Origin of the sequence: Massilia mucilaginosa (assembly GCF_011682145.1) — a bacterium.
GTDB lineage: Bacteria > Pseudomonadota > Gammaproteobacteria > Burkholderiales > Burkholderiaceae_D > Telluria_A > Telluria_A mucilaginosa.
Map to the genome: position 1 here is coordinate 14,074 of NZ_WHJH01000042.1, position 18,602 is coordinate 32,675.

Annotated in this window: 19 protein-coding genes and 1 pseudogene; 13 read left to right on the forward strand and 7 right to left on the reverse strand. The window is 66.6% G+C overall.

Annotated features, from left to right (window positions below; all coding sequences use genetic code 11):
• The first annotated feature begins 115 nt into the window (after positions 1 to 115).
• From F2P45_RS25000 to F2P45_RS25010, 3 genes are all read left to right on the forward strand, one after another.
• On the forward strand, positions 116 to 1,030 hold the full coding sequence (locus tag F2P45_RS25000; RefSeq protein ID WP_166880905.1) for a LysR family transcriptional regulator: 915 nt from the start codon (positions 116 to 118) through the stop codon (positions 1,028 to 1,030).
• 120 nt (positions 1,031 to 1,150) lie between these two features.
• Positions 1,151 to 3,892: a hypothetical protein gene (locus F2P45_RS25005; RefSeq protein WP_166880907.1), complete on the forward strand. Its 2,742-nt coding sequence runs from the start codon at positions 1,151 to 1,153 to the stop codon at positions 3,890 to 3,892.
• Positions 3,892 to 5,856: a hypothetical protein gene (locus F2P45_RS25010; protein WP_166880909.1), complete on the forward strand. Its 1,965-nt coding sequence runs from the start codon at positions 3,892 to 3,894 to the stop codon at positions 5,854 to 5,856. The genes F2P45_RS25005 and F2P45_RS25010 overlap by 1 nt, the downstream gene beginning before the upstream one ends.
• Positions 5,857 to 5,865: 9 nt before the next feature.
• On the opposite strand, the gene F2P45_RS25015 is transcribed toward F2P45_RS25010, so the two are convergent.
• Positions 5,866 to 6,948, reverse strand: coding sequence for a DUF4034 domain-containing protein (locus F2P45_RS25015; protein WP_166880910.1), 1,083 nt, complete (start codon positions 6,946 to 6,948; stop codon positions 5,866 to 5,868).
• A 192-nt stretch (positions 6,949 to 7,140) separates the two neighbouring features.
• On the opposite strand from F2P45_RS25015, the gene F2P45_RS25020 reads away from it, so the two are divergent.
• The 3 genes and pseudogenes from F2P45_RS25020 to F2P45_RS25030 form a co-directional block, all read left to right on the forward strand.
• On the forward strand, positions 7,141 to 7,554 hold the full coding sequence (locus tag F2P45_RS25020) for a hypothetical protein (RefSeq protein WP_166880912.1): 414 nt from the start codon (positions 7,141 to 7,143) through the stop codon (positions 7,552 to 7,554).
• Positions 7,555 to 7,738: 184 nt separating this feature from the next.
• The gene (locus F2P45_RS37300; protein WP_370663311.1) at positions 7,739 to 8,026 is read left to right on the forward strand and encodes a ferredoxin; all 288 of its coding nucleotides are present in this window, start codon (positions 7,739 to 7,741) and stop codon (positions 8,024 to 8,026) included.
• Between the two features lie 235 nt (positions 8,027 to 8,261).
• Positions 8,262 to 8,390 (forward strand): annotated as a pseudogene (locus F2P45_RS25030) (IS5/IS1182 family transposase); the annotation flags it as partial.
• Between the two features lie 21 nt (positions 8,391 to 8,411).
• Here F2P45_RS25030 and F2P45_RS25035 read toward each other — a convergent pair.
• Positions 8,412 to 8,570 carry a hypothetical protein gene (locus F2P45_RS25035; protein WP_166880915.1) on the reverse strand — a complete coding sequence of 53 codons (159 nt, stop codon included), beginning with the start codon at positions 8,568 to 8,570 and terminating at the stop codon, positions 8,412 to 8,414.
• A 106-nt stretch (positions 8,571 to 8,676) separates the two neighbouring features.
• Between F2P45_RS25035 and F2P45_RS25040 the strand changes: the two genes are divergently transcribed.
• Positions 8,677 to 9,441: an SDR family oxidoreductase gene (locus F2P45_RS25040; protein WP_166880917.1), complete on the forward strand. Its 765-nt coding sequence runs from the start codon at positions 8,677 to 8,679 to the stop codon at positions 9,439 to 9,441.
• A gap of 78 nt (positions 9,442 to 9,519) precedes the next feature.
• On the forward strand, positions 9,520 to 10,020 hold the full coding sequence (locus F2P45_RS25045) for a DUF2199 domain-containing protein (RefSeq protein WP_166880918.1): 501 nt from the start codon (positions 9,520 to 9,522) through the stop codon (positions 10,018 to 10,020).
• Positions 10,021 to 10,024: 4 nt separating this feature from the next.
• On the opposite strand, the gene F2P45_RS25050 is transcribed toward F2P45_RS25045, so the two are convergent.
• Positions 10,025 to 10,762: a DNA-binding protein gene (locus tag F2P45_RS25050; protein ID WP_166880920.1), complete on the reverse strand. Its 738-nt coding sequence runs from the start codon at positions 10,760 to 10,762 to the stop codon at positions 10,025 to 10,027.
• Positions 10,763 to 10,965: 203 nt separating this feature from the next.
• Here F2P45_RS25050 and F2P45_RS25055 point away from each other — a divergent pair, with 203 nt between their 5' ends.
• From F2P45_RS25055 to F2P45_RS25065, 3 genes are all read left to right on the forward strand, one after another.
• Entirely contained in the window at positions 10,966 to 11,445 is a 480-nt protein-coding gene (locus F2P45_RS25055; protein WP_166880922.1) for an arsenate reductase ArsC, read from the forward strand.
• 86 nt (positions 11,446 to 11,531) lie between these two features.
• Complete coding sequence (locus F2P45_RS25060) at positions 11,532 to 12,812, forward strand: arsenic transporter (RefSeq protein WP_166880924.1); 1,281 nt, start codon at positions 11,532 to 11,534, stop codon at positions 12,810 to 12,812.
• Positions 12,813 to 12,829: 17 nt separating this feature from the next.
• Positions 12,830 to 13,063 carry a hypothetical protein gene (locus F2P45_RS25065; protein ID WP_166880925.1) on the forward strand — a complete coding sequence of 78 codons (234 nt, stop codon included), beginning with the start codon at positions 12,830 to 12,832 and terminating at the stop codon, positions 13,061 to 13,063.
• Between the two features lie 6 nt (positions 13,064 to 13,069).
• Here F2P45_RS25065 and F2P45_RS25070 read toward each other — a convergent pair whose 3' ends face one another.
• Positions 13,070 to 13,681: a DUF2238 domain-containing protein gene (locus tag F2P45_RS25070; RefSeq protein ID WP_166880927.1), complete on the reverse strand. Its 612-nt coding sequence runs from the start codon at positions 13,679 to 13,681 to the stop codon at positions 13,070 to 13,072.
• Positions 13,682 to 13,830: 149 nt separating this feature from the next.
• Between F2P45_RS25070 and F2P45_RS25075 the strand changes: the two genes are divergently transcribed.
• Complete coding sequence (locus tag F2P45_RS25075) at positions 13,831 to 14,340, forward strand: GNAT family N-acetyltransferase (protein ID WP_166880929.1); 510 nt, start codon at positions 13,831 to 13,833, stop codon at positions 14,338 to 14,340.
• A gap of 13 nt (positions 14,341 to 14,353) precedes the next feature.
• Here the strand turns inward: F2P45_RS25075 and F2P45_RS25080 are convergent, their stop codons facing one another.
• Positions 14,354 to 14,851 (reverse strand): hypothetical protein, encoded by a 498-nt coding sequence (locus F2P45_RS25080; RefSeq protein ID WP_166880931.1) that lies wholly within the window; start codon positions 14,849 to 14,851, stop codon positions 14,354 to 14,356.
• A 117-nt stretch (positions 14,852 to 14,968) separates the two neighbouring features.
• Between F2P45_RS25080 and F2P45_RS25085 the strand changes: the two genes are divergently transcribed.
• On the forward strand, positions 14,969 to 15,415 hold the full coding sequence (locus tag F2P45_RS25085; protein ID WP_166880932.1) for a DUF3592 domain-containing protein: 447 nt from the start codon (positions 14,969 to 14,971) through the stop codon (positions 15,413 to 15,415).
• A gap of 16 nt (positions 15,416 to 15,431) precedes the next feature.
• Here the strand turns inward: F2P45_RS25085 and F2P45_RS25090 are convergent, their stop codons facing one another.
• On the reverse strand, positions 15,432 to 17,879 hold the full coding sequence (locus F2P45_RS25090; RefSeq protein WP_229505281.1) for an FtsX-like permease family protein: 2,448 nt from the start codon (positions 17,877 to 17,879) through the stop codon (positions 15,432 to 15,434).
• A gap of 7 nt (positions 17,880 to 17,886) precedes the next feature.
• The gene (locus F2P45_RS25095) at positions 17,887 to 18,600 is read right to left on the reverse strand and encodes an ABC transporter ATP-binding protein (protein ID WP_229505282.1); all 714 of its coding nucleotides are present in this window, start codon (positions 18,598 to 18,600) and stop codon (positions 17,887 to 17,889) included.
• Positions 18,601 to 18,602 lie beyond the last annotated feature (2 nt).

The window sequence follows — 18,602 nt, forward strand, 5'->3', positions numbered from 1 at the left end:
GGCGCAGCGCGTGCAAGCCTTCACATGGACAAAGTCTAGCGGGGATAGTTGCATGTGATAATCGGGGTAATCGCGCACGGGCTGTACACAATTGCGCACAATGAGGATGGCACCGATGAGCACAGAACCCCCTTCCATGGCCGATTTATCGACTTTTGCGCTGGTCGCGCAGCAGCGCGGCTTTCGCCAGGCCGGACGCGTCAGCGGACAATCGGCATCAAGCCTGAGCCAGGCGGTGCGGCGGCTGGAAACCCAACTCGGTATCCGCTTGCTGGAGCGCACCACCCGCAGCGTGGCGCCGACCGAGGCCGGCGCACTGCTGCTGAGCCGCCTGCAACCGGCCCTGGCGCAGGTGGCCAGCGCGCTCGACGTGCTCAACGAACTGCGCGACAGCCCGCGCGGCACCTTGCGCCTGAATGTGCCGGTCAGCGCGGCGCGCCATTTCCTGCAACCGATGCTGAACCGGTTCATGGACTTGTATCCGGACATCATGCTCGACATCGTGGTCGACAATAATTTCGTCGACCTGGTCGCCAGCGGCTGCGACGCCGGCATCCGCTACGGCGAGCGCCTGGAACAGGACATGATCGCGCTGCCGATCGGACCGCGCAGCGAACGCTTCGCCCTGGCCGCGTCGCCCGCCTACCTGGCGCGGCGCGGCGTGCCGCAACACCCGCGCGACCTGCTGCGCCATGCCTGCCTGCGCGGCAAGTTCCTCAGCGGCCTGGTGTATCCATGGGAGTTCGAGCGCGACGGCCAGCGCCTCACGCTCGATCCCGCCGGGCCCCTGATCGTCACGCCCACCGTGGCCGATCTGGCGGTCCAGGCCGCCGTGGCCGGGCATGGCCTGGTGTACCTGTTCGAAGACTGGCTCGCGCCCTACCTTGCGGCGGGCCAGTTGCAGCCGGTGCTGCCGGAGTGGTGGGTGAGTTTTCCGGGCCCGTTCTTGTACTACGCGGGACGGCGCCATCTTCCCGCGCCCTTGCGCGCGTTCATCGACTTCATCCAGCAGCCGGCCAGCACCGCCTAAGCCCGCCGCGTTAGCATTTTTTACCATTTCCGCCACAGTGACAATGTGTGAGATTTCCATGTAAATACGCCTCCTATACTCAGTGAGTCACTTGTTCGATGTTCCCTGGAAGGATGCAACATGGACTCTTTACGCCCGCTCCCACCCCGCTTTCAGCCGCGCCCGGTACTCACCGCCATTTCCCTGCTGTTACTCGGCTGCACCACCCTCGCCGTCGCGCAAACGGCCCCGCCGCGCGGCCCCGGCCCGTCGGAAATCGTGTTCCCATCGATCGATCCGCCCGACATCAAGCCCGGCCGCGCGCCGGCGGTCGACCTGCGCCTCTTGCCGCAAGGCGCGCAGGTATCCTTGCCCAGCCAGGACATGGGCCACATTTTCATGCGCGTGCCGCCCACTTTGGCCGACACCCAATCGTCCACCCAGGTAGCCGATAGCGTGATCGCACCGCTGCTGGCCGCGCTCAAGTTCGAAGGCGGCCTGCGCCGTCTCGGGCGCGCTCCCGAAGCCGGCCTGGCGCAGGTGCGCCCGCAGCTGGCCGGCATGGCCGAGCTGCTCGCCACCGAATACCAGGGCAACGAAAAAGCCACCCGCCCGCGCACCCTCGACATGGTCGACGCCTTCCTCGGCAAGCGCGCGCCGACCGACGATGTCGAACGCAACCTCTTGATCGCGCGCGGCCTGACCTACGCCCAGTTCAAGGCCGACATCGAACGCCAGGAAATCGTCTACCCCTTCATGCAGGTCGAAGGCGGCGTGCCGATCGAGCACACCATGCTGCTGGCCTCGCGCTGGGAAGGCCAGGGCATCACCAGCGTGCGCGGTTCGCTCATCAACCGCTACACGCTCGCCAACGCCCGTCCGCAAAGCGCCGAAGGGGCCGAGCTGCGCGCCTATGCGGCCCTGAAAGCGGTGCGCGGCATCGACAGCGTGGACGGCCGCCGCGTGAGCGACGGTCCCGCGCTGGTGTTGCTGCCTTATGGTAACGACGCCGCCGGCGGCGTCTCGCTGCGCTACGCCTGGCGCATGGTGATCGAGGGCGTCAGCTTCGGCCGCCCGGTGCCGTTCCGGGTCTGGTCCGACGCCGCCAGCGGCGTCATCCTCAAAATGCGGCCGCTGGTCTCCGACGTCACCGCCACCGGCACGGTGTGGCGGCGCGATCCCGGCACCGGGGCCAGCCAGGTGCGCAGCTTCGCGGTCGATCCCGCCGTCGCCGGACAGTACACGCTCAAGCTGGCCGGCGTGGCCTCGCGCGTGGACCACCAGAACGACGGCTTCGACGCCCAGGACGTGTCGGTCTCGAGCACCCTGGGCGGCAGCAGCGCCACCCTGGCCAACTTCAACCAGGCGCCGATCAACAACGGCGCCGCCGGTATCTGTTCCAGCGGCGGCAACCCGGGCTTCCAGCAGGTGAACTATTTCGGCGTGTTCCACCTGAACTGGAAGCAATCGATCTCGCACGGGATCTTCACGCCGTTCCCGACCAACCCCTGGAATCCGCGCCTCGAATCGGTCTCGGCCGGCTGCAACGCCTGGTCCAGCATGGACTTCGGCGCCTGCCAGGGCTACTTCGACGCCGCCTGTCCGAACTTTTCGGATGGCACCGCGAGCGCCCCCAACTACATGAACTTCGCCCACGACAACACCATCGTCGGCCACGAACTGGCGCACAACGCCGTGCAGCGCTTCACCGATGGCCGCCCCGCCAACTGGTGCGGCATGGCACCGTGCGCCATGCCGGTGGGCATGGGTTTGATGCACGACCTGGCCGACGCCTGGGCCGACCATTTCGATAACACCAACTGCACCGCCGGCTGGACCGCCAAGAACCTGGGCGGCGTCAACGCCAGCAACAACTGCCAGGGCAGCCGCGGCCACCACGAGGGCGGTGGCCTGCCGCGCCTGCACGAGGTAACGACGCCGTTCAATCCCGCCACCCCGGGCGACCATTTCCCGGAACACCGCGACCTCGCCAGCGGCCCCTACGCCGACATGCAGATCGGCTCGGCGATCCTGTGGCAAGTGCGCGAGGGCATGCGCAGCAAGTGCCGGCCGTCCGGACATCCGCAGTATTTCGTGCGCTTCACGCGCGCGCTCAAGAACGCCGGCCTGTCGGGCCCGGTGGGCGGGGGCGACCGCGGCATCTATAACCTGCTGCGCGACCTCGAACTCGAAATGGTCGAGCAATGGGCCACCTCCGGCTTAGCCGGAGGGCCGCCGGCCTTTGCCCACAACGGCAACCACACCACCAACAAGGTGCTGGCCGGGTTCGCCAAGGGCGGCGTGTTCGCCGTGCCGTCGGCCTGCATCGACGGCGACCCGGGCACCTCGGACGCGGCCATCTGCCCCAGCGGCGAGAATGGCGGCGACGCCGTGATCGACATGAACGACAACGACCTGGGCGACGACATGGTGGTCGACGGCATTACGCACCGCGAAACCGACTTCCTCAAGCTGGGCGGCGCCGCGCCCACCTTCCAGGTCTGGACCGGACCGCGTTTCCGCTTCACCGGCACCAGCGCGCGCCCGGTCAGCGGCACCGCGATCTGCAACGCCAAGTTCATTGTCGAGGCGTCCACCGACCAGGCCTTCTCGCCGGCCTCGACCGTCAACAGCGGCTGGCTCAACGTCGACCTGAACACCGCCACGCCGGCGTCGCCCGAATGCTCCGGCACCTGGACCCCGACGCCGGCCCAGTGGACCACCCTGCAGGCTGGCGGCCACCTCACGCGCCTGTACTACCGCACCCGCACGCGCGACGCGCTCAATGCCAACGAACGCGTCTCGACCTCGCCCGGGGCCGGCCTGTGGACCGTGCCGCCGCCGTACGCCGTCATCACCACCACGGGAGGATCGGACTACTGATGCGCATTCCATCGCAGCGTGCCGGGCGCCTGATCGCCGCCCTGCTCGCCACCCTTGCCTGCGGCCAGGCCGCCGCCGCTGTTCCTTTGCCGGCGGCGCGCCGGGTGCTCGATCCTCCCCTGGCGGGCGCCGCCATGACCGTGGTCGACGGCCGCCTGTGGGTGGCCAGCCGTGGCGGCGGCCTGATCGGTTTTGAGCGCGGCGCGCGCAGCATGCGTTTCGATCTGGGCCAGGGCTTGCCCTCGGCCGTGGTGCAGGAACTGGCCAGCCTGCCCGACGGCCGCCTGGCCGCCGGCACCCAGGCCGGGCTGGTCCTGCTCGACCCGCGCAACGGCGCCAGCGAAGCCATCGCGCCGCCCGGCATGGAGGGGCACGGCATGGCCGCCGACCTGGTGCTGGCGTCCAGCCGGGGCAGCTCGCTGCTGTTCCAGCTCACGGCGCGCGAGCCCGACGGCGCCGAAGGCCAGGCCGGCACCTCGCTGTGGCACTGGGATGGCGCGCGCGTGCAGGCGTGGAACCCGGGCCTGGGCGGGGCGCTGGTGGCCACCGCCGGCACGGTGGAGCGCGCCGACGGCTGTTTCCACGTGGCCGGCATGCAGGTCGACGGCGCCGCGCAGCAGCCCTGGTACGCGCGCCAGTGCGGCGCCGTGCAGCGTACCTGGCGCCTGGCCGAGGGCGTCCCCGCCGCCACGGTCGGCATAGCCGCCCTCGCCCGCGCGCCGGACGGCCGCTCCAGCGCGCTGGTGATGGTGACCCAGCCATCGGCCGACCCGGCCTCGCGCCGCCATGTCGTGATGACCTTGGGCGACGACGGCCGCCTGGCTCCCCATTGCTCGCAGGCCAGCTTCAGGGAACCGGTGACCGGGCTGGTGCACGCCGGCTCCGAGCTGATCGTCGCCCGCGCCGGCGCCGGCCTGCATGCGCTGGGCTGCGGCGAGCCCAGGGCGCTGTCCGACGACGCGCGCCTGGGCAACGCCACCGCCCTGATCCGCGATGCCCGCCTGGGCCTGCTGGTGGCCACCGATGCCGCTGTCTGGCAACTCGGCGCCGACGGCGCGCCGCTGGCCATGACGCCTGCGCCCGGGCGCGAGATTCCCATCGACGCCCTGCCGATGGAAGTGAAAGCGGGCGGCGCGCTGGTGCTGCTCAGTTCGCCCATTGACGGACCGCTCGAACTGGCGCGCACCCCGGGCGGCTGGCGCGTGGTGCGCCAGTGGCGCGCCGGGATCGACCTGCCGTCCGCCGTGTACGGGCCGGCCGCCTACGCCGGGCCGGACCAGGTGCTTGCGGTGCAACTGTCGCAGGGCCTGCTGCGCCTGCGGCAAGGGCAGGCGCAAGCGGTGCCGCTGGAACCAGGCGCGCTGCCGCTCGATGTGGCGGTCACGCCGGGCGGGATCTGGATCGCGGCCGGCAGCACGCCCTTCGGCGGCGCGGCCGGCCTGCACTACCTGCCCAACGAGGGCGGCGCCCGCTTCGTGGCGCTGCCCGACCGCCAGGCGCAGCCGAGTGGAAGGCTGCTGGCCTGGCCCGACGGCCGCATCTGGGCCGGTACCCGCATCGGGATTATCGAAGCCGATCCCAAGGGCGCTGCGCGGCGCGTGTCGGCCGACCGGGTCGAAGCCTTGTTCCGCAATAGCGCGCGCAATATCGTCGGCGCGGTCGGCGCCAGCGTGCAGCGCTGGGACGGCGAACGCATGCTGCCGGTGCTGTTTGCGATCGAGCCTGCGCCGGCCCGCGCGCTCGGGCATCCGGTCGACCTGGTGATCGACGATGCGGGCCGCTGGGTGATTCTGTTTTCGGGAGGGCAGCTGGTGCTGCTCGATGCCCAGCTGCGCCACGTGGCCACGCTCGACGAGCGATCCGGCATTCCGCCTTCAAGCCGGCGCCTGCTCTACGTGCCAGGATCAAACGAAGTGCTGATCGGCTCGGCCCGGGAAGGACTGTTTTCGCTGAGCTGGCCTTGAGGTGCGATCTCAATCGCAGATGTAGTCTTCCGTGCCGGTAAATTTGAAACACTTTGGTTTCCGGTCGGTTCCGCTCATGGTGGCCAGGCCGGTGCAATACGCGATGTGCTGGTTGTTACCCCATGACTTGATGTCGGCCTGGTCGCCCAGCAGATCGAGCTGCTGCTTGAGCGTGTTCGCATCGTCGGCAACGCAGGCATAGTTCGCGTAATCGCGCCTGGTCGGCAGATCGGGATGGATCGCGAGGTCGTCTTCGAAGCCTTTCTTCATTCTTTCCCAGCTCACACCGCCGGTGGTGAACATGGCGCGCGGTTTCCACTCGGTGGTGTACAGGCGGGCATACAGCGCCTGTCCGAAGCGGTCCTTGGTCAGCTCGACCGCCGTGTTCACCGCCTGGTGCATTTCCTGGTCCGATCCGTACCATTTCTGGTCATGATATTCCTTGTTGACCACATGGAAATTCATATAGTAGGGATCGAGTTTGACTGCGCTGGCATACATCGGTTCGAATTTTTCGCGGCGCCATCCCTGCGCCAGGCCGATTTGCAGCATGCCGGAATACCAGGCGGGATTATGTTTGGCGAGCGCGCCGAGTTTGTCGAATTGGTGCCTGGCGTCTTCCATCCGGCTCTCGAAAACGGATCGCGCATCGCCGCTGACGGTCGACGAAACACCGCGTCCGCGCGCATACCAGCCATAGTTCACGGAATTGAGGGCCAGTGCCAGTTTCGGGCCGTTCGACTTCGGCGACGCTGCCTGCCAGGCTGCCAGCGAGGCCTGTTGGGCTTTCCACTCCTGTTCGGTGCGCTGCGAACTGGTGCAGCCCACGAAGGACTTCGCTATGCCCCGGAAAAATATCGACAAGGCGGACATGCCGTCCGGCGTGGTCGAGCGTTTGGTGGAATATTGCTGGTACAGTTGATCGAGCTGTTTGTAGTTCCTTTCCAAAAACAGCCGGTTGACCGCGTCGGCTTCCAGGTCCGCCGGACGCACCGACGGGTTTTCCACGCAGGCGTGGACCGGCTGCGCGGAGAACAGCAGCAGGCCTGCCAATGCCGGGATGATCGCCATTCTGTGGAGTGTGATTGTCATGCAAATCCGATAGTCGAAGAAAAAGCGCGCCCGCAGGCGCTTGGGTTAACTGCGCAGCGACCGATAGTAAAGGTTTTCAGTGCGTGTGGGCAATCGCAATCAAGGCCTCATGATCGCTGCACTGGCGGTAAGATCAGGTTTTGCGATCCGCGCGAGCATCATCCAGGCAACGTCAACACTCCGAAAGCGACCATGACAAATCCACTGACAATCAACCAGGTTCTCGACCGGCTGGCGGCACTGGACGGGCAGCCGGTGGAAATCGACGGCATCCTGTGGGCCGATGACCAGGGCGGTTATGCGCTCATGCACTATCCCAAATCCGAGCGGCAGCCCAGGTTTTTCAACGGGGGAAGCGACTACCCGCCGGACATCTGGATCGCCTTTGGCGCAGGCAGCCTGCAGCCGAATCTTGCGGCGCTCAAGCGCTGGGAAGGCAAGCGCGTGCGCATTCACGGACTGCTTCGCTCGGTGCAAAACTTGCCGCAGTTTGGCGATCTGGGCAAGGGCGGCTTCGGTCCGTGGGGAGCGTGGCCGGCAGAGATCGAACCATATATTTTGCAGCGCGTCTCGGCCGACGAACGCAGGCAAGCCGTGCCGCAATAAGGCGCCTGGTTCGTCGGGAGGTCTTCTGTTTCCACGTGCTTAAGAGCGCCTGACAAAACCCTGTAGTTACCTCAGCAGCAACAACCGCGTACACTGAGCCGTTCCGGCAGTCCGCTACCGGCCAAAAGCTGCCGTTCAAAGCGACAACTAACGCTAGCCGATGGCCAGCCATGAAGGACTGATGATGACCTCTGCGATAACGGATTTCTGGGTAGATAGCGATTGGTGCTTGGCTCACTATCTTTGTATTGACCTTGCACCCGTATTTTTTGAGATGCGCGACGAAGGATGGGCCGCGAGTATTCGCCCTACCGATTTCACTTCAATGTCGGCGGCGGACATAGATGCCGTACTTTGGGCCGCAGCCCACTGCCCAGTTGCTGCTATCAAAGTCAGATTGAGTAGCGGAGAAGTTGTCGATGCGAATAGCGCCGTGCTCAAGACTTTGGCCAGACGTTCATCTAGCAGTTAGAGCGAGGATCGCAGTGTGGCTGCTTTGGGGCGATAGCGGACGTACAAGACCAACATCCTGGCACCAAGATAGTGGCCGTGTTCGCAGACGGACTGATGCCATGGCCCAGGCACTTCTGCCTGAAGACCCCCTGGTCGCTTGTAGCAGATCATCTCCCCGCCCATAGCCCATCGCTGAAAGGCGCAAGACCGCGCATCAACGATCGCGCAACCCGGCCCGGGATCTTGTTCGTGGGTGGCTTCAGCGCTTCCGAAGACTGCGCATTCGATATGAGCGACGAGCAGACATCCATCAGGCGTTCCTTTCGCTTGCCTGCTCGCTCATCTTTTGGCGGTATGTCGAACGCTTTTGTCAGGCGTTCTGAGGCAGATCAAACTGTTGCCCTCTATTTTTGACGCGGATTTCTCTCGTCGGCGCCATCGTCATCGCCCTGTTTATCTGGATGTTCCCCGAGAGCTTTGCGCACCTCGCGATCGGCGTCTATGTCGAGCAGCGCCACATCCTGGAACTGCGCGGCATTTTCAAAAAAGCCTGTGCCGGCCATCCCGACGCCAGCCCCGCGGTGGACACAAGAGCAAGAAACGGATAGATCGCCGCCCCCGCCTTGCCTATGCTGGAACTCCGAACGACAACAGCAAAGGAATCGGCAAATGAACGCATTATCAGGAAAAGTGGCGATTGTGACCGGGGCAAGTTCCGGTATCGGTTACGAGACGGCCAAGTTGTTCGCGCGCGAGGGCGCCAAAGTGGTGGTCAGCGCGCGCCGCCAGGCCGAATTGAACGCCTTGGTCGCCGAGATCGCCAGCGGCGGCGGCGAAGCGATTGCCGTCGCCGGCGACATCGCGCATGAAGACACCGCCCGCGCCCTGGTGGAAGTGGCCGTCGGCAGCTTCGGCGGACTCGATATCGCCTTCAATAATGCCGGCATGACGGGCCAGAGCACGCCGGTAGCCGACTTGTCCGTGGCCGACTGGAACGCCATCCTGGCCACCAACCTGACCAGCGCCTTCCTGAACGCCAAATACCAGATTCCGGCCATGCTCAAGCGCGGCGGCGGCTCCCTCATTTTTACCTCGACCTTCGTCGGTCACACCGTGGGCTTTCCGGGCATGGGCGCCTATGCGGCAAGCAAGGCCGGCCTGATCGGCCTGATGCAGGTGATCGCCGTCGAATATGGCGCGCAGGGCATCCGCGCCAACGCGCTGCTGCCGGGCGGCACCGATACGCCGATGGGGCGCGCGTTCGCCAATACCCCCGAAGCGCGCGCCTTTGTCGAAGGCCTGTATGTCCTCAAGCGCCTGGCGCAGCCGCAGGAAATCGCGCGCTCGGCGCTGTATCTGGCGTCCGACGCCGCCAGTTTCACGACCGGATCGTGTCTGATCGTCGACGGCGGAGTGTCGATCAACCGGACGTAATGTGTTGCAGGATTGCCAGCGCGGGCGCGCCGTGACAAGATGACTGTCCACTTCCTCCACCGAAAGGCGCGTCCCGGCATGTTTTCCTATCAATGCACCGCATGCGACGAGGTTCACGAAGGCATTCCCAGTTATGCCGCCATGGCCCCGCTCAGTTACGACCACGTTCCCGAGAACGAACGCGAGGCGCGTTGCCGGTTGGGCAGCGACGATTGCGTGATTGACGGCAGCACGTTTTTCGTGCGCGGCTGCATCGAGATTGCGGTCGAGGGCGAACAGGAACCGTTCGTGTGGGGCGTGTGGGTGTCGCTGAGCGCGGCCAGCTACCAGGCATGGGTGGACGCTTACGATCTCGACAAGCGCGCGCATATCGGCCCCTTCTTCGGCTGGCTCAATACCAGCCTGGCGCCGTATCCGGATCTAAGCAATTTCAAGACCCACGTGCACCTGCGCGATCACGGCCTGCGTCCCGTCATCGAGCTTGATCATACCGAGCGTGCGCTCTCCATCGAGCAGCGCAAGGGCATCAGCCGCGAGCGCCTGGCCGAGATTCTCACCTTGATGAGGCACGGCCAGTAAGGATTTACTGCCTGGCGCGCAGCACTTCCAGCTCGGCCCGCAAGGCGCTGCGTTCGGCGTTCGAGGCGTCGAAGCGCGCCCGCAATTCCTTGATTTCGGCCTCGAAATTGTCGCGCGCGGTCACCGCGCCGATCAGTTCCATCTCGGCAGTCAGGCGCGCGTCCGACACCGTCGCCTGCGACGCCACATTGCGCTCGATCTGGGCGCGCAAGTCCACCAGCTGCTCGTTCTTGCCTTCGATGGCCAGCTGATCCTTCGCCTTGCCGACCAGGGCCTCGGTAGCGACCAGGCGCGCGTTGCGCAGCTCCACCGTCAGGCGCTGGATATCCTCGTCGCGCTCGGCCACCGTCGCCAGCGCCTGGTCGCGCGCGATGGTCATGCCGGTCAGTTGCGAACGCAGATCGTCGCGCTCGGCTTCGAGCTGCTGGCTGGACGCCAGCAAGTCCGCCATGTCGCTCTCGGACTGGGCCAGCGCGTCGCGCACGCCGGCGCCGGCTTCGTGCGCGAACTGCTGCGCCCAGTTGCCCAGCACGCTGGCGACCGATGGCGGAATCTCGGCCGCCGGCGGCACCGGCGGCGTGGCCTCGCTGGCGCGCCATTCGATCAGATGCTGGTGGATCACGTTGGGCGAGCCGGTGCCGAGCGCCGCGCGCACCGCGTCGATGCTGGCCCGCGTACCGTCTTCCTGCAAGCTGATGGCTGCCGCCGCAACCTCCTCGTAGGTAACTTCCTGACGTGCCATAGCATCTCCGGTAAAGATCTCGTTGTCGACAGCTAACATCATACGCTGCCCGCCCCATCCGACGCGCACCCTTCTGCTTGTAGCGCATTACCCACATTCACGCCAGCGCTTCCATTGTTTTGACGTTTCCAGTAAAATCGAAATGAAGCAACGCAAGCGCGCAACCGCGCATTCGGCCCCAATCAACCGACATCGGACCTGGCATGAACATTCTGTTACTCTGCACCGGCAACTCCTGCCGCTCGATCCTGAGCGAAGCGACCTTCAATCACCTCGCGCCCGAGGGCCTGCGCGCCATCAGCGCCGGCAGCAAGCCGGCCGGGCAGCTGCATCCGCTGGCCGTCGCCTTGCTGGGGCGTAAGGGCATCTCCACCGAAGGCTACAGCAGCAAATCGTGGGATGACTTGCCCGTCACGCCAGACATCGTCGTCACCGTGTGCGGCAGCGCCGCCGGCGAAACCTGCCCGGCCTACCTCGGCCCGGTATTGCGCTGCCACTGGGGCGTGGACGACCCCAGCCACGTCAGCGGCACCGGTACCCAGATCGACGCCGCCTTCGAAGCGGCATACGCCCTCATCCGCGCCCGCATCGAGGCCTTCTTGCGCTTGCCGCTGGACCAGCTGCGACACGACCCGGTCCGCTTCAAGGCCGAGCTCGACCGCATCGGCTCCTTGCACGCCTGAGCGCCGCACGCTGAACCGAATCCGACCTGCCATCCTACGGGGATGGCCGGTCTCCTGTTGTCCGCACCGCCGCCAAGGATATTGCCGTGCTCGCCGCTTCCCTGATCTTCCTCGCCACCCTCGTTCTCGTCATCTGGCAGCCGCGCGGCCTCGGTATCGGCTGGAGCGCCGCCGCCGGGGCGCTTGCCGCCCTGCTGGCCGGCGTCATCCAGGTGGCGGATATTCCCGTCGTCTGGCACATCGTCTGGAACGCCACCGGCACTTTTGTTGCCGTCATCCTCATCAGCCTGCTGCTGGACAAAGCCGGCTTCTTCGAATGGGCCGCCCTGCACGTGGCGCGCTGGGGCAAGGGCAATGGCCGCCGCCTGTTCATCCTGCTCGTGCTGCTTGGGGCCGCCGTGGCCGCCCTGTTCGCCAACGACGGCGCCGCGCTGATCCTCACGCCGATCGTCATCGCCATGCTGCGCGCGCTGCGCTTCTCGGCCAAGGCTACCCTGGCGTATGTGATGGCGGCCGGCTTCATCGCCGACACGGCCAGCTTGCCGCTGGTGGTATCGAACCTGGTCAACATCGTCTCGGCCGATTACTTCGGCATCGGCTTCGCGCGCTACGCCGCGGTCATGGTGCCGGTGAACCTGGTATCGGTGGCGGCCACCCTGGGCGTACTGATCTGGTTCTTCCGCAAGGATATTCCGGCCGACTACGACCTGTCGCAATTGAAGCGCCCGCAAGAAGCCATCCACGACCGCGCCACCTTCATCACCGGCTGGTGGGTGCTGGGCGTGCTGCTGGTGGGCTTCTTCTGGCTCGAGCAGCTCGGCGTGCCGATCAGTGCGGTGGCCGCCGCCGGCGCCCTGCTGCTGCTGGTGGTGGCCGCGCGCGGCCACAAGATTTCCACGCGCGAGGTGATCGGCAACGCGCCGTGGCAGGTGGTCGTGTTTTCGCTCGGGATGTACCTGGTCGTCTACGGGCTACGCAATGCCGGCCTGACCAACTACCTGACGGCGCTGTTGAATCAGTGTGCGCAGTACGGCGTCTGGGGCGCTGCGGTGGGTACCGGCTTGATCACCGCGTTCCTCTCGTCGATCATGAACAACATGCCGACCGTGCTGATCGGCGCCCTCTCCATCGATGCGACCGCCAGCAGCGGCGCGGTGCGCGAAGCGATGATCTACGCCAACATCATCGGCAGCGACCTGGGCCCGAAAATCACCCCGATCGGCAGCCTGGCCACCTTGCTGTGGCTGCATGTCCTGGCCAGCAAGGATATCCGGATCTCGTGGGTGTACTATTTCCGAGTTGGCATCGTGCTGACGCTGCCCGTGCTGCTGCTCAGCCTGGCCGCGCTGGCGCTGCGCCTGTCGTAATCCGTTCCGAGACCGTCATGACCGAACCCGAGCGCAGCGTCACCCTGACCCTCAGCAGCGATGAAGCGCTGGTCCTGTTTGCGTTCGTGCAGCGCTTTTCCGACACCGACCGGCTGGCCATCGACGACCAGGCCGAGCAGCGCGCGCTGTGGAATCTGTGCTGCATCCTTGAAAAATCGGGAGTGCCCTTTCAAGGAACGTACCAGGAAGCGCTGCTGGCCGCGCGCGAGCGCCTGCGCGACGCGCCCTGACGCTGCTCAGGCCCGCGCCGGCGCGCGCAGTGCCGGCCACGCCCACAGCAGGCTGCCCACGGTCGCCAGCATCATGTCCTTGTGCGCATCCCACATATCGCCCTGCTGGCCGTTGTAGGCCTCGGCATCGTCACTGGACAAGCTCATCGCGATGGCGAACTCGAACCATTCGTACCAGAGACTGGTGAGCATGACGGACGACACCGCAATATACAATCCCAGCCGCTTCGACAGGCCGCGCCGCGCCGTCAGGTACGAGATCGCCGGCGGCGTCAGGCACAGGCCGTACAGGAAGTGCACCAGCCGGTCGGCGTGATTGCGGGTCCACCCGAAGGCCTGGTCGATGGAAACGTCGAACAGCGCCCGTCCCCACGCATCGTAGGGCACATTCGAGTACAGCCAGCGCGCCGCGATCGAATGCACCGACAGGAACACGGCAATGAGCAGGAAGTCGCGCTCGGTGATGCCCCAGCGCGCGGTAAACTTCCACAGCAGCGCAAAGCCGATCACCGTGAGGGAACTGTGCAGCGCCTGTTCCATCGGCCACGGCGGATTGAACCAGGTGGCGGCGAAGATGAGCAGCATGATGACGGTGGAGATGCGCTTGGACGGGATCATAGGCGTGACAAAAAATTGAACAAGAACCAGCCCTTGCCGGCGGTTCGCTACGGACGCTATGGTATGCGATGCGGCGGCACCTCTTGTCGAGAATATTTTCCCGGCTGTTCGGTTATGATCGTCTTCCATCTTCACCCATCGATGTCACCATGCACCTGCGCCGCCTGACTCCTTCCGATGCACCCGCGTACCAGTCGCTGCGCCTGGCCGCCCTGCGCGAATGCCCCACCGCGTTCAGTTCCAGCTACGAGGACGAGTGCGATACGCCGCTGTCCGCGATTGAAGCGCACATGGCGCCGGACTCCGGCCGCAACCGCTTCGGCGCCTTCGACGGCGATGCCCTGGTCGGGGTCGTCGGCGTGGGGCGCGAGGGGGCGACCAAGCTGCGTCACAAGGCCTTCGTGGGCGGCATGGTGGTGGCCCCGGCCTGGCGCAACCAGGGCGTCGGCCGCCAGCTGCTGGCGCACGCGCTGGCCTTCGCCGACGCCCTGCCCGGCGTGCGCCAGGTCACGCTGACCATCACCGCCGGCAACGCCGCCGCGCTGGCGCTGTATGCCTCCATGGGATTTCGCGTATTCGGCCAGGAGCCGCGTGCGCTGTGTGTCGACGGCGTTTTCCACGACACCATCCACATGCTGCGCGAGGCCGGCGCGCCCTGAGCCCTGTACCGTTTCACCACAGGTGCACTTGAAGATCGATGCGCGCCAGCGGCGCCTTGCTGGCCATGAGTTCATTGGCCCGGTACGCCAGCCCATGAAAAATATTGAAGACCAGCTTGTGATAGACCCAGGCCTCCTCCTGCGCCACGCGAAAATTGGCGACGATGCGCACCCAGTTGTTCGGTTCCAGCAGCACGCTCGACACGGCTTTTTTCGGCCTGCGCTGCGCCACGTACCCGAAGAAATCGATGTGCGCGCCCGCGCCATCGACTGCCACCGCCAGCGGAAAGCGTTCCTGATGCTGCTGGGCGAACCGCACCACCGGCGCCGCGCGCCCCATGGCGAATTGCTCGCTCTCGTGGAACGGCACCAGGTGCAGCAGCAGCGCATCGTCCAGCGCGCAGTCGGGCGCCGGCACGCGCTCCGGAACGGCGTTGCGCGCCACCGCCCCCGGCGCCCCGCGCGAGGCGCCGCTCCATACTGTTTCGATTACCTGGATCAGTGTCTGCACGCGCGGCCCCTTCATGAATGTGTGATGCGATTCTAGCGTACGGCCTTCCTTTTCGAAGCGGGGTCACGCCACGCGGTAAGATGGCGGCCAACCCTCCCCCTTCATGAAAGAAGCACCATGTTCGATCCACAGACCGGCGCGATCGTCTCACTGGGTGCCGCCATCGGCGCCACCGGCCTGTTCATCGTGCGGCTGCGCGAGAGCCGGCGCGCCCGCGCATGGCCCACCGCCGATGCCGTCATCCTCAGCTCGACGGCGCGGCAGCGGGCCAACGGCAAGGGCTACGACTACGCCATCGCCTACGAGTACAGCGTCGACGGCAGCAAGTACGTCGGCACGCGCATCGGCTTTGGCGGCCCGTTCGCCGAGCGCTGGCAGCCAAGCCCCGAGTCGATGCTGCAAACCTACGCGCCCGGCCTGAACATGCTTGCGCACTATTGCCCGGAACGGCCGGAGGAAGCGGTGCTGGTACCGTCCGTGCATCCGACCGTGATCCTGGTGCTCGGCATCTGCGTCGGCATGGCGCTGCTCACCGGTTTCAGGTACCTGTTCTTCTACTATTGAGCGTGAACCTCCCGCCCTACACCCGCAGCGCGTCCGACGCCATCATGCGCATCGCCAGCCACGCATGGCGCGCCACGGCCGCCAGCGCCACCGCCACGGTCGACGCCAGCGCGAACAGCAAGGTCCAGTAGCCGATCGGCGCGTGTTCGACATAGGTGGCCAGGTAGCGCTCGATCGCCAGCGCCGCCAGCGGCAAGCCGATCGCCGCCGCCACCAGCGTCAGGGTGCCGATTTCGCGCAGCACCAAGAGGCCAATGGCGGCCCGTCCCGCCCCGTGCAGTTTGCGCAGCACGATTTCCTTCGCGCGCCGCTGCACCGTGTGCGCCGACAGCACATAGGTGCCGAAAGCGGCAATCGCCAGCGCGATGCAGGTGCCGATGGCGAGCAGCTTGGCCACCCGCGCATCTTCCGCGTAATTGAGCGCCAGGATCGCGCCGGCCCGGTGGGTCTTGAGCATCGCGTCCGGAAAATACGCCGGCCACAAGCGCCGCACCGCCGCCTCCACCGGCGCCAGCTCGCCCGTGGCGCGCACGGAGAGCGTCATCCCGGCGGTCCACAATTCGTAGGCCATCGCATGCGGCGTTTCGCGCAGCGACTGGAAGCGCAGCTCCGGCGCAATGCCCACCACGCGCTTTTCGATGGTCTTGTTATCGAAGCCGGTAAACAGCAGCGTTTGTCCCAGCGCCGCTTCGGGCGTGGCAAATCCCAGCGCGCGCGCGGCGATCGCGTTGAGCACCAGCGGCACCGGGTCGTCTTCCTTGTCGGTGCGCGCCGAAAACAGCCGGCCCGCGCGCGGCGCAATGCCGTACTGCTCGAAAAACGCCGCGCTGACCGACTTCATTTCCATCGACGCGCTGATCCCGCCCGGGCGCTTGAGGTCGCGCAGCCACGACACCTGGTGGCGCCCGACCGCGTCTTCCGAAATCGCGCTGCCGGCCACCCCCGGCTGGGCCGACAGGGCCGCGATGAAGCTGCGCGCCCGGGCGCTCTCGCGCACCGTGTCCGGCAGGTCGACGATCAGCAGCGGGGCCGGATCGAAGCCCGGCGAGACGCGCATGGCGAACGTGGTTTGCCAGGCGATGGCCAGGGTAATGCTGGCCAGGCCCATCGCAGCGGCCACCTGCGCCACCGTCAGCACGCGCCGCAGCTGCATGCCGCGCACCGACTCGCTGTCGCCGCGCCCGGCCAGCACCACGCCCGGGCGCACGCGCAGCGCAATCGACGCCGGATAGGCCGCCGTCAGCGCGCCCAGCGCCACGCCCAGCAGCAGCGCCGCGCCGATATTGGCGATCGAGAGCATGCCATCGAGCTTGCGGTCGACCAGCTGCGCGAACAGCGGCAGCGCCAGCCACGCCAGCAGCAGTCCCAATCCGGTCGCCAGCAGCGCCACCAGCATCGACTCGGCCAGCATCTGCCACACGATCTGGCGCATGCCCGCGCCCAGCACCTTGCGCATGGCCACCTCGCGCTGGCGCCGCAGCACGCGCACCGCCGCCAGGTTGACGTAATTGATGGCGGCCATGGCCAGGATCAGCGCCGCCATCGCGCCCAGCGCCGCGATCACCACCCGGCTGCCGCGGTCGCCGACGGCGCTGATCTCGTTCTGGCCGACGTCGCGGTCGAAGTAGGCGTCGCGCAGCGACGACAGCGCCACGTCCATCACCTTTCGGGTCCCCAGGCGCTGCCTGGTTTCGGGCGGCACGTCCTGCACCCCGGGCGACTGGTCGACCGCCTGCTGCAGCGCGGCGGTCAGGGCCTGCACCGAGGCGCCCGGATCGACCCGCACCAGCACCTTGCCCCACCAGCCGGCTTTACCGGTCATCATCTCCTCTTTCACATGCGCCTCGGCCAGCACCGAGCGCACCCCGACCAGCACCTCGAACGGAATGGTGGTATTGGCGCCCGGGGTGCGCAGCACCGCGCTTGCCCTGAGCAGCTTGCCTTCGACCAGCATGGTGCGTCCGATGGCATCGGCCGTGCCGAAGTGGCGCCGCGCCGCTTCTTCGGTGATGGCAAAGCCTTCCGGCTGCTCCAGTGCCAGCGTGAGGTTCCCGCGCAGCGCCTGCAAGCCCAATATCTCGGCGAAGCCCGGCATCACGGTCAGCCCGTCCATCCCGTGCAGCTGGCCGTCGATGCGCGCCGTCAGGCCCATGATGCGCGGCCGGGTCGGAATGTAGGCGGACGAGGCCAGCACGCCGGGCGCGCGCGCGGCGGCCAGGCGCAGCAGCATCGGCGCCTGGTCGAACCACGGCGCCTTGGGGTCGACGTTGAAGCGCTGCTTGACGATGTAGACGTGATCGGCGCCCGGCACCCCGGCGTTGTACTGCCACGAATAGCGCACGAAGCCGAGCAGCAGCAGGGCGGCGGCAAAGCCCACCCCCAGCCCGGCGATGACGACCAGCGAATACGCCGGGTCCTGCAGCAAGGTGCGCCAGCCGATGCGAAAATCTCTCAGTGTCATCATGGCTGCCTCACGCCGCTTGCATGGCGTCGACCAGGATGCGCCCGTCCAGCAGGCGCAAGGTACGCGACGCCTGCGCCGCGTGCACCGGCGAGTGCGTCACCATCACGATGGTGGTGCCTTCGGCGTTAATCTGGCGCAGCAGGCGCATGACGTCGTCGCCATGCGCGGTATCGAGGTTGCCGGTCGGCTCATCGGCCAGCAGCATCGCCGGGTTGGCCACCAGCGCGCGCGCGATCGCCACGCGCTGCTGCTGCCCACCCGACAATTGCGACGGCCGGTGCCTGGCGCGGTGCGCCACGCCCAGCTTGTCGAGCATCGCGGCGACCCTTTCGCGCCGCTCGCTGGCCGGCACGTTCATGTATTCGAGCGCCAGTTCCACGTTCTCGGCCACCGACAATTCTTCGATCAGGTTGAAGCTCTGGAAGATGAAGCCGATGCGCCCGCGCCTCAGCTTGTTGAGCTGCGCTTCGCGCCAGCCGGCCACGTTCTGGCCGTCGAACCAGTACTCGCCGCTGTCGGGCGTGTCGAGCAATCCCAGCACCGACAGCAGGGTCGATTTGCCGCAGCCGGACGGCCCGGTGATGGCCACGTATTCGCCGGCATCGATATCGAGCGTGATGCGGTCGAGCGCTGTGGTGCGCACGTCGCCGCCCTGGAACGTTTTGCTGACATCAAGCAGCTTGAGCATGCCGTCTTTCCGGTGTGGTGTGGGGTGGTTCATTG